Annotated in this window: 19 protein-coding genes and 1 other annotated feature; of the genes, 8 read left to right on the plus strand and 11 right to left on the minus strand. The window is 57.9% G+C overall.

What is annotated here, in order from left to right; genetic code table 11:
• Positions 1-14: 14 nt before the first annotated feature.
• Positions 15-929, plus strand: a complete 915-nt coding sequence (locus tag ABR39_RS12725) for an SPFH domain-containing protein (RefSeq protein ID WP_047347235.1) — start codon at positions 15-17, stop codon at positions 927-929.
• Positions 926-1,384, plus strand: coding sequence for an NfeD family protein (locus tag ABR39_RS12730; protein ID WP_047347236.1), 459 nt, complete (start codon positions 926-928; stop codon positions 1,382-1,384). The genes ABR39_RS12725 and ABR39_RS12730 overlap by 4 nt, the downstream gene beginning before the upstream one ends.
• Here ABR39_RS12730 and cueR read toward each other — a convergent pair.
• Entirely contained in the window at positions 1,381-1,785 is a 405-nt protein-coding gene (cueR, locus tag ABR39_RS12735) for a Cu(I)-responsive transcriptional regulator (protein ID WP_047347237.1), read from the minus strand. The two genes, ABR39_RS12730 and cueR, sit on opposite strands and share 4 nt — an antisense overlap.
• Before the next feature lie 108 nt (positions 1,786-1,893).
• Between cueR and copA the strand changes: the two genes are divergently transcribed.
• From copA to ybaK, 3 genes are all read left to right on the plus strand, one after another.
• On the plus strand, positions 1,894-4,392 hold the full coding sequence (gene copA / locus ABR39_RS12740) for a copper-exporting P-type ATPase CopA (RefSeq protein ID WP_047347238.1): 2,499 nt from the start codon (positions 1,894-1,896) through the stop codon (positions 4,390-4,392).
• A 50-nt stretch (positions 4,393-4,442) separates the two neighbouring features.
• Positions 4,443-5,237, plus strand: a complete 795-nt coding sequence (locus ABR39_RS12745) for a TraB/GumN family protein (protein WP_047347239.1) — start codon at positions 4,443-4,445, stop codon at positions 5,235-5,237.
• Between the two features lie 200 nt (positions 5,238-5,437).
• Entirely contained in the window at positions 5,438-5,917 is a 480-nt protein-coding gene (gene ybaK / locus ABR39_RS12750; protein ID WP_047347240.1) for a Cys-tRNA(Pro)/Cys-tRNA(Cys) deacylase YbaK, read from the plus strand.
• A 90-nt stretch (positions 5,918-6,007) separates the two neighbouring features.
• On the opposite strand, the gene ushA is transcribed toward ybaK, so the two are convergent.
• Entirely contained in the window at positions 6,008-7,660 is a 1,653-nt protein-coding gene (ushA, locus tag ABR39_RS12755; RefSeq protein ID WP_047347241.1) for a bifunctional UDP-sugar hydrolase/5'-nucleotidase UshA, read from the minus strand.
• A gap of 169 nt (positions 7,661-7,829) precedes the next feature.
• On the opposite strand from ushA, the gene ABR39_RS12760 reads away from it, so the two are divergent.
• Together ABR39_RS12760 and ybaL are read left to right on the plus strand one after the other, a co-directional pair.
• A complete protein-coding gene (locus ABR39_RS12760; RefSeq protein ID WP_047347242.1) occupies positions 7,830-9,050 on the plus strand; it encodes an MFS transporter in 1,221 nt (406 codons plus the stop codon).
• A 230-nt stretch (positions 9,051-9,280) separates the two neighbouring features.
• The gene (gene ybaL, locus ABR39_RS12765; RefSeq protein WP_047347243.1) at positions 9,281-10,957 is read left to right on the plus strand and encodes a YbaL family putative K(+) efflux transporter; all 1,677 of its coding nucleotides are present in this window, start codon (positions 9,281-9,283) and stop codon (positions 10,955-10,957) included.
• Between the two features lie 104 nt (positions 10,958-11,061).
• Here the strand turns inward: ybaL and ABR39_RS12770 are convergent, their stop codons facing one another.
• The 9 genes from ABR39_RS12770 to ABR39_RS12810 form a co-directional block, all read right to left on the minus strand.
• Entirely contained in the window at positions 11,062-12,366 is a 1,305-nt protein-coding gene (locus tag ABR39_RS12770; protein ID WP_047347244.1) for an inosine/guanosine kinase, read from the minus strand.
• Between the two features lie 62 nt (positions 12,367-12,428).
• The gene (gene hemH, locus ABR39_RS12775) at positions 12,429-13,391 is read right to left on the minus strand and encodes a ferrochelatase (protein WP_014882814.1); all 963 of its coding nucleotides are present in this window, start codon (positions 13,389-13,391) and stop codon (positions 12,429-12,431) included.
• A 124-nt stretch (positions 13,392-13,515) separates the two neighbouring features.
• Positions 13,516-14,160, minus strand: a complete 645-nt coding sequence (gene adk, locus ABR39_RS12780) for an adenylate kinase (protein WP_006809841.1) — start codon at positions 14,158-14,160, stop codon at positions 13,516-13,518.
• Positions 14,161-14,389: 229 nt separating this feature from the next.
• Positions 14,390-16,264: a molecular chaperone HtpG gene (gene htpG, locus ABR39_RS12785; RefSeq protein ID WP_047347245.1), complete on the minus strand. Its 1,875-nt coding sequence runs from the start codon at positions 16,262-16,264 to the stop codon at positions 14,390-14,392.
• Between the two features lie 110 nt (positions 16,265-16,374).
• Positions 16,375-16,980: a recombination mediator RecR gene (recR, locus tag ABR39_RS12790; RefSeq protein WP_008499298.1), complete on the minus strand. Its 606-nt coding sequence runs from the start codon at positions 16,978-16,980 to the stop codon at positions 16,375-16,377.
• Entirely contained in the window at positions 16,980-17,312 is a 333-nt protein-coding gene (locus tag ABR39_RS12795; RefSeq protein WP_003858972.1) for a YbaB/EbfC family nucleoid-associated protein, read from the minus strand. Before ABR39_RS12795 ends, recR begins: the two co-directional genes overlap by 1 nt.
• Before the next feature lie 54 nt (positions 17,313-17,366).
• Positions 17,367-19,292 carry a DNA polymerase III subunit gamma/tau gene (dnaX, locus tag ABR39_RS12800; RefSeq protein WP_047347246.1) on the minus strand — a complete coding sequence of 642 codons (1,926 nt, stop codon included), beginning with the start codon at positions 19,290-19,292 and terminating at the stop codon, positions 17,367-17,369.
• Positions 17,973-18,037 (minus strand) — a sequence feature (DnaX frameshifting element). It overlaps the preceding gene by 65 nt.
• A gap of 88 nt (positions 19,293-19,380) precedes the next feature.
• Positions 19,381-19,932, minus strand: coding sequence for an adenine phosphoribosyltransferase (apt, locus tag ABR39_RS12805; RefSeq protein WP_000127359.1), 552 nt, complete (start codon positions 19,930-19,932; stop codon positions 19,381-19,383).
• A 151-nt stretch (positions 19,933-20,083) separates the two neighbouring features.
• The gene (locus ABR39_RS12810; RefSeq protein ID WP_047347247.1) at positions 20,084-20,461 is read right to left on the minus strand and encodes a DUF454 family protein; all 378 of its coding nucleotides are present in this window, start codon (positions 20,459-20,461) and stop codon (positions 20,084-20,086) included.
• A gap of 50 nt (positions 20,462-20,511) precedes the next feature.
• On the opposite strand from ABR39_RS12810, the gene priC reads away from it, so the two are divergent.
• Positions 20,512-21,039, plus strand: coding sequence for a primosomal replication protein N'' (priC, locus tag ABR39_RS12815; RefSeq protein WP_047347248.1), 528 nt, complete (start codon positions 20,512-20,514; stop codon positions 21,037-21,039).
• Positions 21,040-21,045 lie beyond the last annotated feature (6 nt).

The raw sequence follows: 21,045 nt of genomic DNA on the forward strand, positions 1-21,045 counted from the left end.
AACAGGAGGTTTTTATGCTTATCGTTATTCCCGTCCTTATTTTCGTTGCGCTCGTTATCGTGGGCGCAGGCGTCAAAATTGTCCCACAGGGCTATCAGTGGACCGTCGAGCGTTTCGGCCGCTATACCAATACGCTCCAGCCTGGCCTAAGCCTGATTGTTCCGTTCATGGACAGAATCGGCCGCAAGATCAACATGATGGAACAGGTGCTGGATATTCCTTCTCAGGAAGTGATCTCGAAGGATAACGCCAACGTCACCATTGACGCCGTCTGCTTTATTCAGGTAATTGACGCGCCGAAAGCGGCCTATGAGGTCAGCAACCTGGAGCTGGCGATCGTCAACCTGACGATGACCAACATCCGTACCGTGCTGGGCTCGATGGAGCTGGACGAGATGCTTTCCCAGCGCGACAGCATCAATACCCGCCTGCTGCATATTGTCGATGAGGCAACGAACCCGTGGGGGATCAAAGTCACCCGTATTGAGATCCGCGACGTGCGCCCGCCGGCGGAGCTGATTGCCTCCATGAACGCGCAGATGAAGGCCGAGCGAACCAAGCGTGCCTACATTCTGGAAGCCGAAGGGGTACGTCAGGCTGAGATCCTCAAAGCAGAAGGGGAAAAACAGTCGCAGATCCTGAAAGCGGAAGGCGACCGTCAGTCCGCATTTTTACAGGCGGAAGCGCGTGAACGTTCAGCCGAGGCGGAAGCCCGTGCCACCCAGATGGTGTCAGAGGCGATTGCCGCCGGTGATATCCAGGCCGTGAACTACTTTGTCGCGCAAAAATATACCGACGCGCTGAAAGAGATCGGCTCCGCGAATAACAGCAAAGTGGTGATGATGCCGCTGGAGGCCAGCAGCCTGATGGGCTCTATCGCCGGTATTGCCGAGCTTATCAAAGACAGCGGAAACGAGCGTAAAAAATGATTGAGCTCATCGTCGCACATCCTCACGCTTTCTGGCTAAGCCTCGGGGGTTTATTGCTGGCCGCTGAGATGCTGGGCGGCAATGGCTACCTGCTCTGGAGCGGTGTCGCCGCGGTCATTACCGGGCTGCTCGTGTGGATTTTGCCGCTTGACTGGGCGTGGCAGGGCGCGTTGTTTGCCGTGCTGACGCTGGTGGCCGCGTGGCTGTGGTGGCGCTGGCTTAACCGACGGGTTAGCGAGCAGAAGCCGGTGGATGCGCATCTCAACCAGCGCGGACAGCAGATTGTCGGCCAGCGTTTTACGCTCGACGCCGCGCTGGTGAACGGGCGGGGACATATGCGCGTGGGCGACAGCTCGTGGCCGGTGGTCGCCGACGACGACCTCAGCGCCGGAACGCGGGTTGAGGTCATTGCGGTGGAAGGTATTACCCTGCGGGTCAAAGCCTGCCAGGCTTAAGCCTTACGATGACAGCAGCCGGCAAGATTATCGATAATCGGGCAGTCGGCGCTGTCATCTCCCGGACAGGATTCCGCGAGCTGTAGCAGCTGCTTGCGCATCGCCTGCAGCTCGGTGATATGGCGTTCAATCTCGGCCACTTTTTCCAAGGTGCGTTTTTTCACGTCTGCGCTGTGACGCTTCGGATCGTTGAACAGGTTAACCAGCTCGCCGCACTCTTCCAGGTTAAAACCGACCTGTCTTGCCTGGCGCAGCAGCGTCAGTTCATCCAGATGCAGCTGCGTGTAGCTGCGGTAGCCGTTTTCACTGCGCAGCGGCGGCGTCACCAGCCCCTTCTCTTCATAAAAGCGAATCGCTTTGCTGGTTAAACCGGTTTTTTTTGCCACATCGCTAATATTCACATTTCCCCCTTGACCTTCCCCTTGATGGAAGGTTTAACCTTCATAACAGTTAGTGAAAAGCGTTACTCCGGTCAACAACTGACCAAAATATTATACGGGAGTTTTGTTATGTCTCACACTATTGACCTGACGCTGGACGGCCTCTCCTGCGGCCACTGCGTCAAACGCGTTAAAGAAAGTCTGGAACAGCGCCCTGATGTCGAAAGCGCTGAAGTCAGTATCGATCGTGCCGCCGTCACCGGCAGCGCCAGCGCGGATGCGCTGATTGATACCATCAAGCAGGCCGGCTACGGGGCGGAGCTAAGCCACCCAAAGGCTAAACCGCTGGCAGAGTCATCATCCCCGTCGGAAGCGCTGACAGCGGCCACTCCTGAGCTTCCGGCAGCTGATGATATTGATGACAGCCAACAGCTGCTGATCAACGGCATGAGCTGCGCCAGCTGCGTCTCCCGGGTACAAAACGCCTTGCAGGCGGTACCGGGCGTCGCGCAGGCACGGGTCAACCTCGCGGAGCGCACTGCGCTGGTGATGGGCAGCGCCTCCGCAGCAGATTTAGTGCAGGCCGTTGAAAAAGCGGGCTACGGGGCGGAGGCCATCGAAGATGACGCCGAACGCCGCGAGCGCCAGCAGGAAACGGCTATCGCCACCATGAAGCGCTTCCGCTGGCAGGCGATTGTCGCCCTGCTGGTGGGTATTCCGGTGATGGTGTGGGGGATGATCGGCGACAACATGATGGTCACCGACGACAACCGCACGCTGTGGCTGGTGATTGGCGTCATTACCCTGGGCGTGATGATCTTCGCGGGCGGTCATTTCTATACCAGCGCCTGGAAGAGCCTGAAAAACCGCACCGCGACGATGGATACGCTGGTCGCCCTCGGCACGGGTGCGGCATGGCTGTACTCCATGAGCGTGAACGTCTGGCCCCAGTGGTTCCCGATGGAAGCGCGGCATCTCTATTATGAAGCGAGCGCGATGATTATCGGCCTGATCAACTTAGGCCATATGCTGGAAGCCCGCGCCCGCCAGCGCTCCTCGAAAGCGCTGGAAAGATTGCTCGATTTAACCCCGCCAACCGCGCGCGTGGTCACGGACGCAGGGGAAAAGAGCGTTCCGCTGGCCGAGGTTCAGCCCGGCATGACGCTGCGCCTGACCACGGGCGATCGCGTTCCCGTTGACGGTAAGATAACGCAGGGCGAAGCCTGGCTGGATGAAGCGATGCTGACCGGCGAGCCCATTCCCCAGCAGAAATCAGACGGCGACGCCGTTCATGCCGGGACGGTGGTACAGGACGGCAGCGTGCTGTTCACCGCCAGCGCCGTCGGCAGCCATACTACGCTGTCGCGTATTATTCGCATGGTGCGTCAGGCGCAGAGCAGCAAGCCGGAAATTGGCCAGCTCGCTGACAGAATTTCCGCCATTTTTGTGCCGGTGGTGGTCGGTATTGCCCTGCTGAGCGCGGCGATCTGGTACGTTTTCGGCCCTGCCCCGCAGATTGTTTATACCCTGGTGATCGCCACCACGGTGCTGATCATCGCCTGTCCTTGCGCCCTTGGCCTGGCGACGCCGATGTCGATTATCTCCGGCGTAGGCCGCGCGGCCGAGTTTGGCGTGCTGGTGCGGGACGCGGACGCGCTGCAGCGGGCCAGCACGCTCGACACGCTGGTGTTTGATAAAACCGGCACGCTCACCGAAGGCAAACCGCAGGTGGTGGCCGTCACGACCGCAGGCATTGCCGAAGAGGAGGCGCTGCGGCTCGCCGCCGCGCTGGAGCAAGGCTCAAGCCATCCGCTGGCGCGCGCCATCCTTGATAAAGCGAATGATGCTGCCCTGCCGCAGGTCAGCAGCTTCCGCACCCTGCGCGGGCTCGGCGTAAGCGGTGAGGCAGAGGGCCACGCGCTGCTGCTGGGCAACCAGGCATTGCTTAATGAAAACGGTATTGATACCTCCGCGCTGGAGAGCGAGCTAAAAGCGCAGGCGTCACAGGGCGCCACGCCGGTTCTCCTTGCGGTAGATGGCAAAGCCGCCGCGCTGCTGGCCGTTCGCGATCCGCTGCGCCAGGACAGCGTAGATGCCCTGGCGCGTCTGCACCGCGCGGGCTACCGTCTGGTGATGCTGACCGGGGATAACCCGACCACCGCCAACGCCATCGCGAAAGAAGCAGGAATTGATGAGGTGATTGCAGGCGTCCTGCCGGACGGCAAAGCGGATGCGATTAAGAACCTGCAGCAACAGGGTCGTCAGGTGGCGATGGTCGGCGACGGCATCAACGATGCCCCGGCGCTGGCCCAGGCGGACGTGGGGATTGCCATGGGTGGCGGGAGCGACGTAGCCATTGAAACCGCTGCCATTACGCTGATGCGCCATAGCCTGATGGGCGTTGCCGACGCGCTGGCCATTTCGAAAGCCACGTTGCGCAACATGAAGCAGAACCTGCTGGGGGCATTTATCTATAACTCGCTCGGTATCCCGATTGCTGCCGGCATTTTGTGGCCGCTGACCGGCACGCTGCTTAATCCGGTGGTCGCGGGTGCGGCGATGGCGCTCTCCTCCATCACCGTAGTGAGCAACGCCAACCGGCTGCTGCGCTTTAAACCGAAAGATTGAACCTTGTACTCGTACGCGCTAGCATGAACCTTTCCATTCATGGAGCGCGTATGGGTCTGTTTAATCGTATAAAAACATCGTTTCGCGCCCTCTTTCCTCGCCGTTACGCCTGGCCGGGTCTGGATATCTCCCTCCCCGGCGGGCAACACCTGCACCTGGTGGGCAGTATCCATATGGGCACGCAGGATATGTCTCCCCTGCCGCCCGCGCTGGTTAAACTGCTGAAACGCGCCGATGCGCTGGTCGTTGAGGCGGACATTTCTGGCCACGAGTCGCCGTTTGCCGGGCTGGAGAGCGATCTCACGCTGGCAGAACGCCTGGATGAAACCCAGCTTGCGGAACTGACCCGCGTCGCCGATGAAACGGGCGTCTCGCTCTCCATGATTGACACCCTGCCGCTCTGGCAAATCGCGATGGTGCTGCAGGCCACGCAGGCACAGCGTCTGGGCCTGCGCGGTGATTACGGCATTGATTACCAGCTGCTGAACGTGGCAAGGGCGCGCCGTCTGCCCATCATCGAGCTGGAAGGGACGGACAGCCAGATTGCGCTCCTGCGGCAGCTTCCCGACGACGGCCTTATGCTGCTGGACGATACGCTGACCCACTGGCACACCAACGCGCGACTGCTGCAGACCATGATTGGCTGGTGGCTGGATGCGCCGCCTGCGGACGGTAAGCTGGCCTTACCGTCAACGTTCAGCGAATCGTTATATGATGTGCTGATGAACGCGCGCAACAAAGCCTGGCGGGAGACGCTGCATGCTCTGCCTGCGGGGCATTACGTGGTGGCGGTTGGGGCGTTACATTTGTACGGGGAAGGGAATTTGCCGTCGCTGCTGAAATAAAAAAAATGGCCAATATTTCTATTGGCCCGTCAAAGAGGAATTTCATCGTTTTTATTATGCCGAAGGAGACCTTCGGTTGAGCCGATTGTCGCTCAAAGTGACCATCACTGCCAATACTATTGCGCAAGATGGTGCTATTTTTTAGACAAACGTCAGGCGTATGCTGTTGACATGATTTGTCTGTCGTAAGAAGGATAGCTATGACTCCCGCCGTTAAATTACTCGAAAAAAACAACATTTCTTTCCGGATCCATACTTACGATCACGATCCGAATGAAACCAACTTTGGTGATGAAGTGGTGCGCAAGCTGGGCCTGAACGCGGACCAGGTTTACAAAACGCTGCTGGTTGCGGTGAATGGCGACATGAAACACCTCGCCGTCGCGGTCACCCCGGTGGCGGGCCAGCTGGATCTGAAAAAAGTCGCTAAAGCCCTGGGGGCGAAGAAGGTGGATATGGCCGATCCGATGGTTGCGCAACGCACCACGGGCTACCTGGTGGGCGGGATCAGCCCGCTCGGGCAGAAAAAACGCCTGCCGACGCTGATTGATGCCCCTTCTCAGCAATTTGAAACCATCTTTATATCCGGTGGCAAACGCGGGCTGGATATTGAGCTGGCCGCGGGCGATCTGGCGAAAATGCTGGACGCGAAGTTTGCGGATATTGCACGCAGAGATTGAGAAAATTGCCCGGTGGCGCTGCGCTTACCGGGCCTACGATTCGAATGTAGGCCGGGTAAGGCGTAGCCGCCACCCGGCAAAACAACCGCACTACTGCCAGCTCACCTCGCCTTTCGGCTCATACGCATTCACGTCAATCGGCGAATTCTGCTCGATGAACTGCTTCAGCACTTCCGCGTCGATAAAGCCGGTATTCACGTAGCCCGGTTTATTATCGATATGCGGATAGCCGTCACCGCCGGTGGCGTTAAAACTCAAGGTCGCCAGGCGGTACGTTTTAGCCGGGTCAACCGGTTCGCCTTTGATCTTCAGGTCGTTAAGCTTGCCGTCTTTCGCCACAAAGCTGACGTTGGCAAACTGCGGGTAAGCCCCGGAATCCGGCTTCATCTGCGCCACGGCAGTCAGATAGTCAATGACCTCTTTCCCGCTCATGTCGGCATAGACCACCAGGTTACCGAACGGCTGCACCTTCAGGACGTCTTTATAGGTAATGTTTCCACCTTCGATAGAGTCACGAATGCCGCCGCCGCTCATTACGCCGAAGTCAGCCCCGGTGCGCGCCATTTGCGCCGCCAGCACCAGGTGGCCCATGTTGGTCTGCACGAAGCGAACCTTACTGCGGTCCCCTTCCAGACGCCCGTTCAGCGTGCCGATTTTCACGTCCAGCTGCGCCTTGCCTTTGTTCTGGAATGGCGTCAGCAGGGAGAGCATTTGCTGGTTTTCTGGAATCTCTGGGGTGTAAAGTACGCGCTCACTTTTCCCGTCAGGGTATGTAACCTTCTTCTTCAGGTTGACCGGAATGAGCTGGTAATGGACCAGCTTCATCTCACCGTTACGGAACTCGAAGTCCGCCCGGCCCACGTATTTGCCCCACTCGTGCGCCTGGACAATCCAGATACCGTTCTGACGGTCTGGCGCGCACGGCGTGCCCGGCACGTAGTCCACCTGCTTTTTGTTCTCCGAGGCCATACACACCGGATCTTGTGAGTGACCACCCACAATCATCGCCAGCGAGCCCGCAGGCAGGCTGCGCGCCATCTCCACGTCGCCGGGCGCGTTAGAGCCGTGCTCGCCGTTGTCGTAATGCCCCATGTGCGTGGTGGCAATTATCACGTCCGGCTTTTCGTTTTGCTGCAGCTCCTGAATCACCAGCTTCGCTTCGTCTGCCGGTTTGCGGAATTCGATATCGGTAAAGAACTCGGGGTTGCCAATTTTCGCCGTATCGTCGGTGGTTAAGCCAATGACCGCGATTTTCAGATCCTGACGCTTAAACAGCGCCCACGGTTTAAACAGACGCTCGCCGGTGCTTTTCTGGTAAATATTGGCGGAGAGGAACGGGAATTTTGACCACTTCTCCTGCTGACGCAGCACGCTCAGTGGATTATCAAACTCATGGTTACCGACGGCCATCGCGTCGTAGCCAATCAGGTTCATGCCGCGAAAATCAGGTTCGGCGTCCTGTAGGTCGGATTCCGGCACGCCGGTATTGATATCGCCGCCCGACAGCAACAGCACGCTGCCGCCCTGGGCTGCCACCTCTTTGCGAATGCTATCCACCAGCGTTTTTTGAGCCGACAGGCCATATTCGCCGTATTCACTGCGCCAGAAGTGACCGTGGTGATCGTTAGTATGCAGAATGGTGATTTTATAGGTTTTGTCTTTTTCATACGCCTGCGCGGGCAGGCTTACCAGGCCCCATGCGGCGATGAGCGCCAGCGCGACGCCCCGCTTCATTAACTTCATCTTCTCTCTCCCTGACCAATAGACAAAGGCAAAAATTACAGTGACTAACAAGAATAGACAAATAAGTTTTCAGAATTGCGACTTTCTTCAAATGTCCCGGGCGGGTATGTTAGTCGGATAATAATTACACTCTGCATTTCTAATAACTAAAGACGTGGTAATTCTCTCTATGGCAATCAGTGAATCAACCCAGCCCGTTCCGGGCGCGCCGGCGTCGCCGCCATCATCGCGCACCTCCTTTAAAGTATTAGGCGCAATCAGCCTTTCGCACCTGCTCAACGACATGATCCAGTCGTTGATTCTGGCCATTTATCCGCTGCTGCAGTCCGAGTTCTCCCTCACCTTCGTGCAGATCGGGATGATCACCCTGACCTTCCAGCTGGCCTCCTCGCTGCTGCAGCCGGTGGTAGGCTACTGGACGGACAAATACCCGATGCCGTGGTCGCTGCCGATAGGCATGTGCTTTACCTTAAGCGGGCTGGTGCTGCTGGCCATGGCGGGGAGCTTTGAGGCCGTGCTGATTGCTGCCGCGCTGGTGGGCACCGGCTCGTCCGTTTTCCATCCGGAGTCTTCCCGCGTGGCGCGTATGGCCTCTGGCGGGCGTCACGGTCTGGCGCAGTCGCTCTTCCAGGTAGGCGGTAACTTCGGTAGCTCCCTGGGCCCGCTGCTGGCCGCGGTAATTATTGCCCCTTACGGCAAAGGCAACGTGGCATGGTTTGTCCTGGCGGCGCTGCTGGCCATTGTCGTGCTGGCGCAGATCAGCCGCTGGTATGCCGCTCAGCATCGGGTGAACAAAGGTAAACCCAAAGCGAAGGTTATCAATCCCCTTCCGCGCAATAAGGTTATCCTGGCGGTTTCCGTGCTGCTGGTGCTGATTTTCTCGAAATACTTCTATATGGCGAGCATCAGCAGCTATTACACCTTTTACCTGATGCAAAAATTCGGATTATCGGTACAGAATGCCCAGATTCACCTGTTTGCCTTCCTGTTCGCCGTCGCGGCCGGCACGGTCATTGGCGGGCCCGTAGGGGATAAGATTGGGCGTAAATATGTTATTTGGGGCTCTATCCTCGGCGTCGCGCCGTTTACCCTTATTTTGCCGTACGCCAGCCTTGAATGGACGGGAATTTTAACCGTGATTATTGGTTTTATCCTCGCATCCGCCTTTTCCGCCATTCTGGTCTATGCCCAAGAGTTGCTGCCTGGGCGTATCGGTATGGTTTCCGGGCTCTTTTTCGGCTTTGCCTTTGGCATGGGCGGGCTTGGTGCCGCGGTGTTAGGGATGGTTGCGGATCACACGAGCATCTTCCTGGTTTATAAAATCTGCGCTTTCCTGCCACTTCTTGGGATGTTGACCATATTCTTGCCTGATAACCGCCACAAAGCGTAAATAACCGGTAGCCAAAGTTTAACTTTGGCTACCTGATACCCTGATGCCATAAGGGTTTCTTCTTCATCTCCTCCCTGAATTTATCAAAATGCGCTTTTTTGGGCGCATATTGCTGTTTTATTCAAAATTCAACAATTATTCATAAACACAAGAGTAAAAATTGTCATAAACTATTACTCGGTTTTTTGGTTTTTCACCAAAAAGGAACACCCACAACGAAAGGAGACGGAATGCACCACGCCACACCGCTTATCACCACCATTGTTGGTGGACTTGTGCTCGCTTTTATCCTCGGCATGATTGCTAATAAATTGCGTATTTCTCCTCTTGTCGGCTATCTGTTAGCGGGCGTACTGGCGGGACCGTTTACGCCAGGCTTCGTTGCGGATACCAAACTGGCCCCTGAGCTGGCGGAATTGGGCGTGATTCTGCTGATGTTTGGCGTCGGCCTGCATTTTTCCCTGAAGGATTTGATGGCGGTAAAGTCGATTGCCATACCCGGAGCGATCGCCCAGATAGGGGTGGCGACGCTGCTGGGGATGGCGCTTTCGGCCTTACTGGGCTGGTCGTTAATGACCGGTATCGTATTTGGGCTGTGTCTCTCAACCGCCAGTACCGTGGTGCTGCTGCGTGCGCTTGAAGAGAGACAGCTGATAGACAGCCAGCGCGGGCAAATCGCGATAGGCTGGCTAATTGTTGAAGACCTGGTCATGGTGCTGACGCTGGTGCTGCTGCCTGCCGTCGCCGGCATGATGGAAAAAGACAATGTCGGCTTCGCTTCGCTGGCGCTGGATATGAGCATCACCATCGGGAAAGTGGTGGCGTTTATCGCCATCATGATGCTGGTGGGCCGCCGTCTGGTACCGTGGATCATGTCCCGCAGCGCGGCGACCGGCTCACGCGAGCTGTTTACCCTCTCCGTGCTGGCGCTGGCGCTGGGTATCGCGTTTGGTGCCGTTGAGCTGTTTGACGTCTCCTTTGCCCTGGGCGCGTTCTTCGCCGGGATGGTGCTGAACGAATCAGAGCTGAGCCACCGCGCGGCGCACGACACCCTGCCGCTGCGCGACGCCTTTGCCGTGCTGTTCTTCGTCTCCGTCGGAATGCTGTTTGATCCGATGGTTCTGATTCACCAGCCGCTGGCCGTGCTGGGCACGCTGGCAATCATTATCTTTGGTAAGTCGCTCGCCGCCTTCTTCCTGGTGCGAATGTTCGGTCACTCCCCACGTACGGCGTTGACCATCGCCGCCAGCCTGGCGCAGATTGGCGAGTTCGCCTTTATTCTGGCAGGTCTGGGTATGGCCCTGAACCTGCTGCCGCAGGCCGGGCAAAACCTGGTGCTGGCGGGCGCGATCCTGTCGATTATGCTGAACCCGGTGCTATTTGCCCTGCTGGAAAAATACCTCGATAAAACCGAAACGCTGGAAGAGCAGACCCTGGAAGAGGCCATCGAAGAAGAGAAGCAGATCCCGGTGGATATTTGCAACCACGCCCTGCTGGTCGGCTTTGGCCGCGTGGGCAGCCTCCTCGGCGAGAAGCTGATGGCGCAGGGCATTCCGCTGGTGGTGATTGAAACGTCGCGCTCCCGCGTCGACGAGCTGCGCGAGCGCGGCATTCGGGCGGTGCTGGGCAACGCGGCGAACGAAGAGATCATGAACCTGGCGCATCTGGACTGCGCCCGCTGGCTGCTGCTGACCATACCAAACGGCTATGAAGCGGGTGAGATTGTGGCCTCCGCGCGCGAGAAGTGCCCAACGATTGAGATTATCGCCCGGGCGCATTATGACGACGAGGTGGAATATATCACCGAGCGCGGTGCGAATAAGGTAGTGATGGGCGAGCGTGAGATTGCGAACACGATGCTGACGCTGCTGGAGAATCCGCCGGTTGAAGAAGGGGTGACGGGCTAGCTTGTGCGGTCTGGTCCCCTCACCCCAGCCCTCTCCCCATAGGGGAGAGGGTGTTCGAGTTCCCTCTCCCCTATGGGGAGAGGGTTAGGGTGAGGGGTTTTCTTTTACCGATCCCAGTACGCCTCTTCGAGGCTGTCTTCCCGTTCCGGCAGGCCACGCGTTAAGCGCGGTGAGTGCTGGTTCAGCACCTGGTAGCTTACGCGGTTCGCGTATTTGCATACCTGCGCCAGCGACGAATAGGTCAGCCAGCTGAACTTGTGCTTGCTGGAGTTCGGTACGTTGGTTTTGTGGTAGGCATTGGCGGTAATGTCGTGCAGCAGCGCGGCCAGCGCGCCGTCGCCCGCGCCGTTGGTGTTCATGATCTTCTCCGGTCCGCCCATGTATGGCGCGATGTGAGAGTAGATCCGCAGCGGGTTGATGCAATCCTGATGGCGCATACCGCGGCTGAACTCGTACTGGTTGAACTCGGCAATCGCGCCAGGCAGCAGCGGGTGCTGAGTTTTGCGTTTGCTCTCTTCTTCCGTAAAGCCTGCCATATACAGACCGACAGGGCCGGCGGTGCAGAGCACCAGATCCACCCAGTCCAGCGCTTTATCTGACGCCAGCAGCGGATCGCTCTCACCGGTCAGCGCTTCCGCCTCTTCTTCATTCATTGCCAGAATGGAGACGTGCTCTTTCAGGAAGGCCTGCCACCACTCTGGGTTATCGGCAATCACGAATTTGGTGCCCAGCGTCAGAACGACGGGCACGTTGTATTTCTTCGCGTACTCAATCGCCTTCATGGTTGCGTCCGGCATTGGCTCGCCCGGCTTGCAGCGCACCAGGTACGAGGTCAGTACCAGCGCCGAGGCGCCTGCGATCACCTCTTCCGGAATACTCTCGGCACGCAGCTTGTTCATATGCCCCGGGCTGATGGCAAAGGTGCGCTCGCCGGACTCTCCGATAAGCGTAAAGCAGCGGCCAATAGGCCCGTCGACGCCCTGAAGGTAGTTCAGATCGGTGCGGCTGGAGGTGTTACACAAATAGCGGTAGGCGTAGCCGCCAATCTCAATATTGCTGCACATCACGCCGAGCAGAACCGAGCGGTCGTCGGCCAGCACGGAGTAGTTGTGCATAGTATTGCCGATGGTGCCACCGGCGAACTGATGGGTGATCAGATTTTCACGCACCAGCTCCTGATAGAGCGCTTCGGCAACGTCGTCTTCGATCACCAGAGAGTGCCCGGCGCTCAGACCGTAACGGGCGACAAACGCATCATCCACTTTCGCTTCAATGTCCACCAGCGTCTGATCGATACCGACGACCCATGCCGCGCTGGTTTCATTTTCTGGCTGAATTTGCTGCAGGAGCGGATCGCGGGCATCAACGGGGAAGTAGTGTTTAGATTTACGTTTACCGGGAAATTTCATGGTCTGAACTGTGCAAAGAATAGAGGCCGGGAATGGTAGCACAAACCCGGCCCGCAGTGCGATCAGCGGCTGTTTGTCACCAGCGAGACCATCATGTCGATATGCTCAGGCGAGTCGTTAAGTGCCGGAATGTACTCGTACTTCTCACCGCCAGCCTCAAGGAAAAATTCCCGGTTTTGCACCGCGATCTCCTCCAGCGTTTCCAGACAGTCTGCCGAGAAGCCCGGCGACATCACCTGAATGTGCTTCACGCCCTTCTCTCCCAGCATTTTAAGGGTTTCATCGGTGTACGGCGTCAGCCACGGCTCGCGACCGAAGCGCGACTGGAAGGTCATCATCACCTTCTCCGGCGGCAGGCCGAGGGCAGAAACCAGCTCGCGGGTGGTATCGCGGCAGCGCTGCGGGTAATCATCCCCTTCGTTGGCGAAACGCTGCGGGATCCCATGGTAGGAGAGCAGCAGCAGATCCGGCTCGCCGTGCTTTTCAAACGACGCGCGCGCGCTGTTGGCAAGCGCCTTGATGTAGAGGTCGTTATCCGCGTAATCGCGAATAAAGGTCACGCCCGGTATACGGCGGCGGGTCGCCAGAATGCGCGCCAGTTCATCCCAGACGGCAGCCACCGTCGAGCACGAGTACTGCGGATAGAGCGCCAGCACGACGATGTGGTCCACGCCCTGCGCCAGCAGGGATTCCACCGCGCTTTCGAGGGACGGTTTTCCGTAGCTCATACCAAGCGCGACGGGCATATCCGGCAGGCGGGCAGCCAGCGCCTTTTCCTGGCGACGGCTGTAGACCATCAGCGGAGAGCCCTCTTCCATCCAGACGGACTGATAGAGTTTGGCGACGCGCGGAGAACGGATCGGCAGAATGACGCCACGCAGCAGCGGCCACCACAGCAGTCGCGGAAAATCCACGACGCGCGTGTCGCTTAAAAATTGTCGCAGGTAGCGTTTTACCGCGTCTGATGTAGGTGCTTCTGGAGTGCCCAGATTGGCAAGCAGGATGCCGGTTTTCGCCTGACTCATTCACGCCTCTTAACCATTTGAATGGTTGTCAATTGTAGCGGAAATGCGTTTAAACGGAACCCATTGCTGTAATAGGTAAGATGAGAATATTTCTCACCCGGGGGCCCGGGTGAGAGGCGCGCGATTAGCCGAGGATTTTTTCCAGCTCTGCACGAACGTCAGCCACGGCTTTGGTGCCGTCAACTTTAGCGTATTTAGTGTTGCCCGCCTGCGCTTCTTTGGTGTAGTAACCGATCAGCGGCGCGGTCATCTGATGGTATTCCACCAGGCGTTTACGCACGGTCTCTTCCTGGTCGTCTTTACGGGTGGTCAGCTCTTCGCCGGTCACGTCGTCTTTACCTTCAACCTTAGGCGGGTTGAATTTGATGTGGTAAACGCGGCCAGAAGCAGCGTGTACGCGACGACCAACAATGCGGTCAACGATCAGCTCGTCCGGTACGTCGAACTCCAGAACGTAGTCCACGTTGATGCCCGCTTCTTTCATGGCATCAGCCTGAGGAATGGTGCGCGGGAAGCCGTCCAGCAGGAAACCGTTACGGCAGTCTTCCTGAGCAATGCGCTCTTTGACCAGAGCAATAACCAGCTCGTCGGTCACCAGCTTGCCTGCGTCCATGATGTCTTTCGCTTGTTTGCCCAGCTCGGAGCCAGATTTAACAGCGGCGCGCAGCATGTCACCGGTGGAGATTTGCGGAATACCGTATTTCTCCATGATGAACTGAGCCTGAGTTCCTTTACCCGCGCCCGGAGCGCCAAGCAGAATAATACGCATTGCGAAAATCCCCTCAAATGTCGTTTCAATTTTTCAAAAGCGCTAAACAATACCACCAGAACGGGTGCGGCTCAAGGAAGGCGGGAGGGCTGAAACGGTTAACGGGGGGAGATTATTTGGGTTAGTGCGATTGATTCCCCCTCACCCTAACCCTCTCCCCAAAGGGGAGAGGGAACTTGAACACCCTCTCCCCTTTGGGGAGAGGGCAGGGTGAGGGGTAGGTGTTTAATTACGCCAGCAGCAGCGCATTCACACGTTTAATGAAGAGGTTAGGATCTTCCAGCGTGCCGCGTTCGGCCAGCAGAGACTGGTCCAGCAGCAGCTCAACCCACTCGGCAAAGCGGGCTTCGTCCTGGGTATCCGCCGCGCGTTTCACCAGAGGATGATCCGGGTTCAGCTCAAAGATATATTTCACTTCCGGCACCGCCTGGCCCGCAGCAGCGAACAGTTTCGCCATCTGGGTGCTCATTTCATCGGCATCGGTGGTGACAATGGCCGGGGTGTCGGTCAGACGATGGGTGAAACGCACTTCCTTCACGCGCTCGCCCAGCAGCGTTTTCACGCGCTCAATGAATGGCTCCAGCGCCTTCTCGGCTTCTTTCGCGCTTTCGTCCACTTCATCCGCCAGCTTGTCGATGGACTCGTCCGCTTTAGCAACTGACTGGAACGCCTTACCGTCGAACTCGGTCAGGTAGTTCATCATCCACTCGTCGATGCGGTCAGAAAGCAGCAGCACTTCGATGCCTTTCTTGCGCAACAGCTCGAGGTGCGGGCTGCTCTTAGCCGCCGCGTAGCTGTCGGCGGTGATGTAGTAGATCTTCTCCTGCCCTTCCTTCATGCGCGAGACGTACTCTTCCAGCGACACGGTCTGCGCGGAGGAGTCGGTGTGCGTAGAGGCAAAGCGCAGCAGTTTGGCGATCGTTTCAACGTTCGCGGTGTCTTCAGCCGGGCCTTCTTTCAGCACCAGGCCGAACTGTTTCCAGAAGGTCTGATATTTTTCCGCATCGTCTTTCGCCAGTTTTTCCAGCATCTGCAGCGCACGTTTGGTCAGGGCGTTGCGCAAGTTACGGGTGACGGTGCTGTCCTGCAGAATTTCGCGGGAGACGTTCAGCGGCAGATCGTTGGAATCTATCAGACCGCGCACAAAGCGCAGGTAGTTCGGCATGAACTGCTCGGCGTCGTCCATGATGAAGACGCGCTGCACGTACAGCTTCAGGCCGTGCTTATGATCGCGGTTCCACATGTCCCACGGTGCCTGTGCCGGAATGTACAGCAGGCTGGTGTACTCCTGCTTACCTTCGACACGGTTGTGGCTCCAGGTCAGCGGGTCGGTAAAGTCGTGGGCGATGTGCTTGTAGAATTCGTTGTACTCGTCGTCTTTGATCTCAGACTTGTTGCGCGTCCACAGCGCCTGCGCCTTATTAATTTTCTCCCAGGAGACCACGGTTTCACCGTCTTTCTCTTCCTGTTTTTCAATCTCTACCGGCAGCGCGATATGGTCGGAATACTTGCTGATGATGGAGCGTACGCGCCAGTCGTTCAGGAAATCATCTTCCCCTTCACGCAGGTGCAGGGTGATTTCGGTACCGCGATCCGCTTTGGTGATGTCATCAACGGTGTATTCACCTTCACCTTTAGACTCCCACAGCACGCCGTTCTCGGCGCTGTCGCCCGCGGCGCGGGTGCGCACGGTGACTTTATCCGCCACGATGAACGCCGAATAGAAACCGACGCCGAACTGACCGATCAGCTGGCTGTCTTTCGCCTGGTCAGAGCCCATGGACTCAAGGAACGCTTTGGTGCCGGATTTCGCGATGGTCCCGAGGTGGTCGATCACCTCGTCGCGGTTCATCCCAATGCCGTTATCGGCGATGGTCAGGGTGCGGTTCTCTTTATTAAACGAGACGCGCACGCGCAGCTCACCGTCGCCTTCGTACAGATCCGGGTTGGACAGCGCGCGGAAGCGCAGCTTGTCCGCCGCATCCGAGGCGTTGGAAATCAGCTCGCGCAGGAAAATTTCTTTGTTGGAATACAGGGAATGGATCATCAGGTGCAGAAGCTGTTTTACTTCTGACTGGAAACCACGGGTTTCTTGTCCTTTCATCTATGTCGACCTCAACAATGCCATTTAATGGGGTTGTAAAACGTTGAGTGAGAGATGGGGATAAGGGAGGAAAATTTCAAGCGGAGGCCGCGCGTGCAGCCTCCGTTTGGTCAGAAAATAATCTTGTGACGTCCGGCCAGAGAGTGGGACAGCGTGGTGCCGTCCACCATCTCCAGCTCGCCGCCCACCGGCACGCCGTGGGCGATGCGGCTGGCATCAACGCCGTACTGCGAGCACAGCTCGGCGATGTAGTTGGCGGTTGCCTCCCCTTCCACCGTGGGGTTGGTGGCGAGGATCACCTCTTTGATCGTTTCGGACTCAAGACGCTGTTCAAGGCGGTCGAGACCGATATCGTCCGGGCCAATACCGTCCAGCGGGGAGAGATGCCCCATCAGCACGAAGTAGCGACCAGAAAACTGCCCGGTTTGTTCGATGGCGTAGATGTCCGCCGGACTCTCCACCACGCAAATCTGACCGTTTTCCTGGCGACGCGGGTTCGTACAGATGTTACACACGTCCTGCTCGGTAAAGGTGCGGCAATCCGCACAATGACCAATTTCTGACATGGCGCGGGTCAGAGCCTGCGCCAGGCGCATCCCGCCGCTGCGGTCGCGCTGCAAAAGCGTGAACGCCATGCGCTGCGCCGACTTCGGGCCAACGCCCGGCAGGCAGCGCAGTGCTTCCATTAACTGCGTGAGCAGCGGACTGGTTTGCATCAGAATGGCATCTTGAAGCCAGGCGGCAGTTGCATACCGCTGGAAACAGAGGCCATTTTCTCTTTCTGAGTTTCGTCGATACGGCGCGCAGCATCGTTAAACGCGGCGGCAACCAGATCTTCCAGCATCTCTTTGTCGTCTTCGAGCAGGCTCGGGTCGATTTCAACGCGACGGCAGTTGTGCGCACCGTTGATGGTCACTTTGACCAGACCGGCACCGGACTCACCCGTGACTTCCAGCTGAGCGATCTCTTCCTGCATCTTCTGCATTTTTTCCTGCATCTGCTGAGCCTGCTTCATCAGGCCACCCAGACCGCCTTTTCCACCAAACATAGGCTTCTCTCTTCTTTCACGTTTAAGGATTACAACCGTAAGTCAGACTCACGATCAAATGGGGCGAATACTCTCTTCATCCAGATCGGCGTCGAAGAACCGGCGCAGGGTCTGAATGTTGTTATCCGCAATAATCGCCTCGCGCGCCTGCGCGAGCTTCTCTTCATAAATGGCCTGACGCCACTCCAGCGGCGTTTTCACTGCCGGATTATCATCTTCAATGATAGTCAATTCAACCGGTGAACCCTGTAAAGCGGCCAGCGCCTCGGCCAGCGCCTTTTGCGCGCCAGGGGAATTCAGGTGGCGTTGACCCGGACGCAGGTGCAAACGCACCTGATTGCCGTCCTGCTCTTTCCAGGCATTCAGCGCGACCTGCTCCACCAGCTTCGGCAGCTGGAGTTTGCTGACCTCGGCGGCCCAGGCGTCGCGCGCAATAGACTCTTCGGCAAGCTTCGCGGAAAGCTCCGGCGTTTTCTCATGCTCCAGCGCCTTTTTCAGCGCCTTAGGCGTGGCGACCTCCTCCTTCACCGTTTCGATGATGGTGGTTGCCTTCCAGCGGTAAGCCTCTTCTTTCACCGGGGCTTTCTGCTCGAGCGCGGACGGTGCAGGACGCGACTGTACGCGCTCCGTTACCGATGCCAGTCGTTCAAGCGCGGCGTTGTTCACCGGCCGCGCTCTTCCTGGCGCTGCCGGTTCACTCTTTTTTGGTTTGGTTACTCCCTGCGCACGCTGAAGCTGGCTGCGTGCGGCAAGCACCGAACTGGTGGCATCCGACAGCGGCACGTTTTGCGGCGGCGGCGTCGGCTGCGGCGGTACCTGCTGCGGTGACATCACCGCCGTGGGCGCGACCGGCGCGAAAGACTGCCGCGGTACCTCAGGCTCGGGCAACGGCATACGCGGATGGAACGCCAGCGCGCGCAGCAGCGTCATTTCAACGCCCATCCGGGGATCCGGCGCGAACGGTAACTCTTTGCGGCCAATCAGCAGCGTCTGGTAGTACAGCTGCACGTCGGCAGGCGGCACGGTGCGGGCAAGCTCACGCATCCGCTGTTCAATGGCGGCCATATCCGCGCCAATGGCTGACGGAGACAGCTGCAGCATCGCCACGCGGTGCAGCAGGCTGAGCATTTCAACCAGCAGCCCCTCCCATTCAATACCCCGGGCAGCGGCCGCATTTACCTGCGACATCACGCGCTCCCCGTTGGCGGCAATCATCGCTTCGATAAGCGAAAGCGCCTGATCGTCATCCAGCGTACCGAGCATGGTGCTGACCGCCTCGGTAGAGAGTTTGCCGTCACCGCTGGCAATCGCCTGATCGGTCAGGCTGAGCGCATCACGCAGGCTGCCGTCCGCCGCGCGGGCCAGCAGCTGCAGGGCGCGCGGTTCGTGGACAATTTTCTCTTCATCAAGAATGTGCTCAAGCTGCGCGCGGATCTGCTCAACGTCCAGCGCCTTCAGGTGGAACTGCAGGCAGCGCGACAGAATGGTGACCGGCAGCTTTTGCGGATCGGTGGTCGCCAGCAGGAACTTCACGTGCGCGGGCGGCTCTTCCAGCGTTTTCAGCAGGGCGTTGAAGCTGTGGCGCGACAGCATATGCACTTCATCGATCAGGTAGACCTTGAAGCGGCCGCGCGCCGGGGCGTACTGCACGTTGTCGAGCAGGTCGCGGGTATCTTCAACTTTGGTGCGCGAGGCGGCGTCGATCTCGATCAGATCGACAAAACGCCCCTGCTCGATCTCCCGGCAGTTATCGCACACGCCGCAGGGCGTGGCGGTGATCCCGGTTTCGCAGTTGAGTCCTTTTGCCAGCAAACGGGCAATAGAGGTCTTACCGACGCCGCGGGTGCCGGAGAAAAGATAAGCGTGATGGATGCGACCTAGCGACAAGCCGTTCGCCAGGGCCGTCAGCACATGCTCCTGACCGACAACGTCAGCAAAGGTTTGTGGTCGCCATTTACGGGCTAACACCTGATAACTCATGGGCAGGCTCTGCAACGCTGGAAGGTGAATTTATGGAGGGGAATGCTATCACAACCTCACCCATTGAGCGAGGTTGTGAAAACCGGGATTAATGACCCGGGAAAGGCACCAGGCTGTAGCTGGTAATGCCCTGTTTTTCCAGGCGCTGTTCACCGCCGAGATCGAACAGGTTGATGATGAAGGCCGCGTCGGTCACTTCACCACCCAGACGACGGATCAGCTTCACGGTCGCTTCGATAGTGCCGCCGGTTGCCAGCAGATCGTCAACCACCAGCACTTTGTCGCCAGGCTTGATCGCATCAACGTGGATTTCCAGCTGATCGGTGCCGTACTCCAGCTCGTAGCTCTCCGCGATGGTTTCACGCGGCAGTTTGCGCGGCTTGCGCACTGGCACAAATCCCACGCCCATCGCCAGCGCAACCGGTGCGCCAAACAGGAAGCCACGGGCTTCGGTACCTACTACTTTGGTGATCCCGGCGTTTTTATAACGCTCTACCAGCAGTTCAATGCTGAGCGCGTACGCTTTCGGGTCTTCCAGCAAGCTGGTGACATCACGGAAAAGAATGCCAGGCTTTGGATAGTCCTGGATGCTTTTGATGCTGTTTTTCAGATATTCAAGCTGCTGTGCAGTTGCGGTCATCGGTTTGTGCCTAAATGAAACAGTGTTACTCACGGCGCGCAACGAGTCGGCCAAGGCAACAATTGTTTAACCTTTGACCAGGCGCACCTGTGCTCGAAAACGGTCGAATTTACTGGCTGCGCGTGATAATTGCAACAGCCATGATGAGGCTTCAGTGCTTTTGTTGCTTTTCATCAACCACGGGGATCCGCCACATGAAGATAAGCAGACAGGTGAGGATGACCAGCAGCAGGATCCGCACCCACATCATTTTCACCATCCATAATGAAATAGCGAAGGTGATGAGGATCACCGCGATCGCGCGCGGCTTTGCCCCGGGCGGCATGGCCCGGTGTTTTTGCCAGTGCCGCAGATAGCCGCCAAACCATGAGCGATACAGCAGCCAGTGGTGAAAACGCGGTGACGAGCGGGCGAAGCACCAGGCCGCCAGCAGGATAAACGGCGTGGTCGGCAGCAAGGGTAAAACCACGCCCAGCGTGCCAAGCACTACCGCGAGCCAGCCAATGATGATTAAAATAGTACGCTGCATAATGCGAATCGTTATCAAACTGAACGGCTACTTTACCACTGGAGAGCGCCTTGAAAACAGACTTGCTTCTGGAGATGCTGCAAAAACAGCTAACCACCTTGCGAGCCGAGGCCACCCCTCTGCTGGGGCACGCCACGCTGAAGCCGCGCTTTGACCGGCAGCTTTTTCGTACCCGCAGCACGGTAATCGAGGATTATATTGCTGAAGCGCAGACCCATCTCGACGAGCTTCGCCATGCCGTTGAGCGTGAACAGCACGAACAGGTGACGTGGCTTGCGGAGCATCTTACTGAGCAGATCACCGCTCTGCACCGCGAAATTGCCGCCTGGCCGCTGCGCGCCTGGGACAGCGCCTCGCCAGGGCTTGCTAAATGGCAGCGCAAGCGGCTGGAGAACCAGGAGTTTGAACGCCGGCTGTTTGAGATGAAGCGCGAACGCGAAGTGCGGCTGAACAACAGCGAAACGCTGGAAGAGCAGCAGCTATTGATGCGCGAGATTAGCGCGCTGGAAGGACGCATCGTCCGCTGCCGTCAGGCGCTGGATGAGATTGAACGCGTCATTGAACGTTTGACCCGTTAACAGGAG

The sequence above is a fragment of the Enterobacter genomosp. O genome (assembly GCF_001022965.1).
GTDB lineage: Bacteria > Pseudomonadota > Gammaproteobacteria > Enterobacterales > Enterobacteriaceae > Enterobacter > Enterobacter cloacae_L.

Coding starts and splice junctions, on each gene's coding strand:
- ushA (WP_047347241.1), bottom strand. CDS start 7,660: ATGAAGTTAATGAAGCGGGGCGTCGCGCTGGCGCTCATCGCCGCATGG.
- ybaL (WP_047347243.1), top strand. CDS start 9,281: ATGCACCACGCCACACCGCTTATCACCACCATTGTTGGTGGACTTGTG.
- ybaK (WP_047347240.1), top strand. CDS start 5,438: ATGACTCCCGCCGTTAAATTACTCGAAAAAAACAACATTTCTTTCCGG.
- htpG (WP_047347245.1), bottom strand. CDS start 16,264: ATGAAAGGACAAGAAACCCGTGGTTTCCAGTCAGAAGTAAAACAGCTT.
- hemH (WP_014882814.1), bottom strand. CDS start 13,391: ATGAGTCAGGCGAAAACCGGCATCCTGCTTGCCAATCTGGGCACTCCA.
- ABR39_RS12745 (WP_047347239.1), top strand. CDS start 4,443: ATGGGTCTGTTTAATCGTATAAAAACATCGTTTCGCGCCCTCTTTCCT.
- adk (WP_006809841.1), bottom strand. CDS start 14,160: ATGCGTATTATTCTGCTTGGCGCTCCGGGCGCGGGTAAAGGAACTCAG.
- ABR39_RS12760 (WP_047347242.1), top strand. CDS start 7,830: ATGGCAATCAGTGAATCAACCCAGCCCGTTCCGGGCGCGCCGGCGTCG.
- ABR39_RS12795 (WP_003858972.1), bottom strand. CDS start 17,312: ATGTTTGGTGGAAAAGGCGGTCTGGGTGGCCTGATGAAGCAGGCTCAG.
- ABR39_RS12730 (WP_047347236.1), top strand. CDS start 926: ATGATTGAGCTCATCGTCGCACATCCTCACGCTTTCTGGCTAAGCCTC.
- ABR39_RS12810 (WP_047347247.1), bottom strand. CDS start 20,461: ATGCAGCGTACTATTTTAATCATCATTGGCTGGCTCGCGGTAGTGCTT.
- dnaX (WP_047347246.1), bottom strand. CDS start 19,292: ATGAGTTATCAGGTGTTAGCCCGTAAATGGCGACCACAAACCTTTGCT.
- recR (WP_008499298.1), bottom strand. CDS start 16,980: ATGCAAACCAGTCCGCTGCTCACGCAGTTAATGGAAGCACTGCGCTGC.
- ABR39_RS12725 (WP_047347235.1), top strand. CDS start 15: ATGCTTATCGTTATTCCCGTCCTTATTTTCGTTGCGCTCGTTATCGTG.
- apt (WP_000127359.1), bottom strand. CDS start 19,932: ATGACCGCAACTGCACAGCAGCTTGAATATCTGAAAAACAGCATCAAA.
- copA (WP_047347238.1), top strand. CDS start 1,894: ATGTCTCACACTATTGACCTGACGCTGGACGGCCTCTCCTGCGGCCAC.
- ABR39_RS12770 (WP_047347244.1), bottom strand. CDS start 12,366: ATGAAATTTCCCGGTAAACGTAAATCTAAACACTACTTCCCCGTTGAT.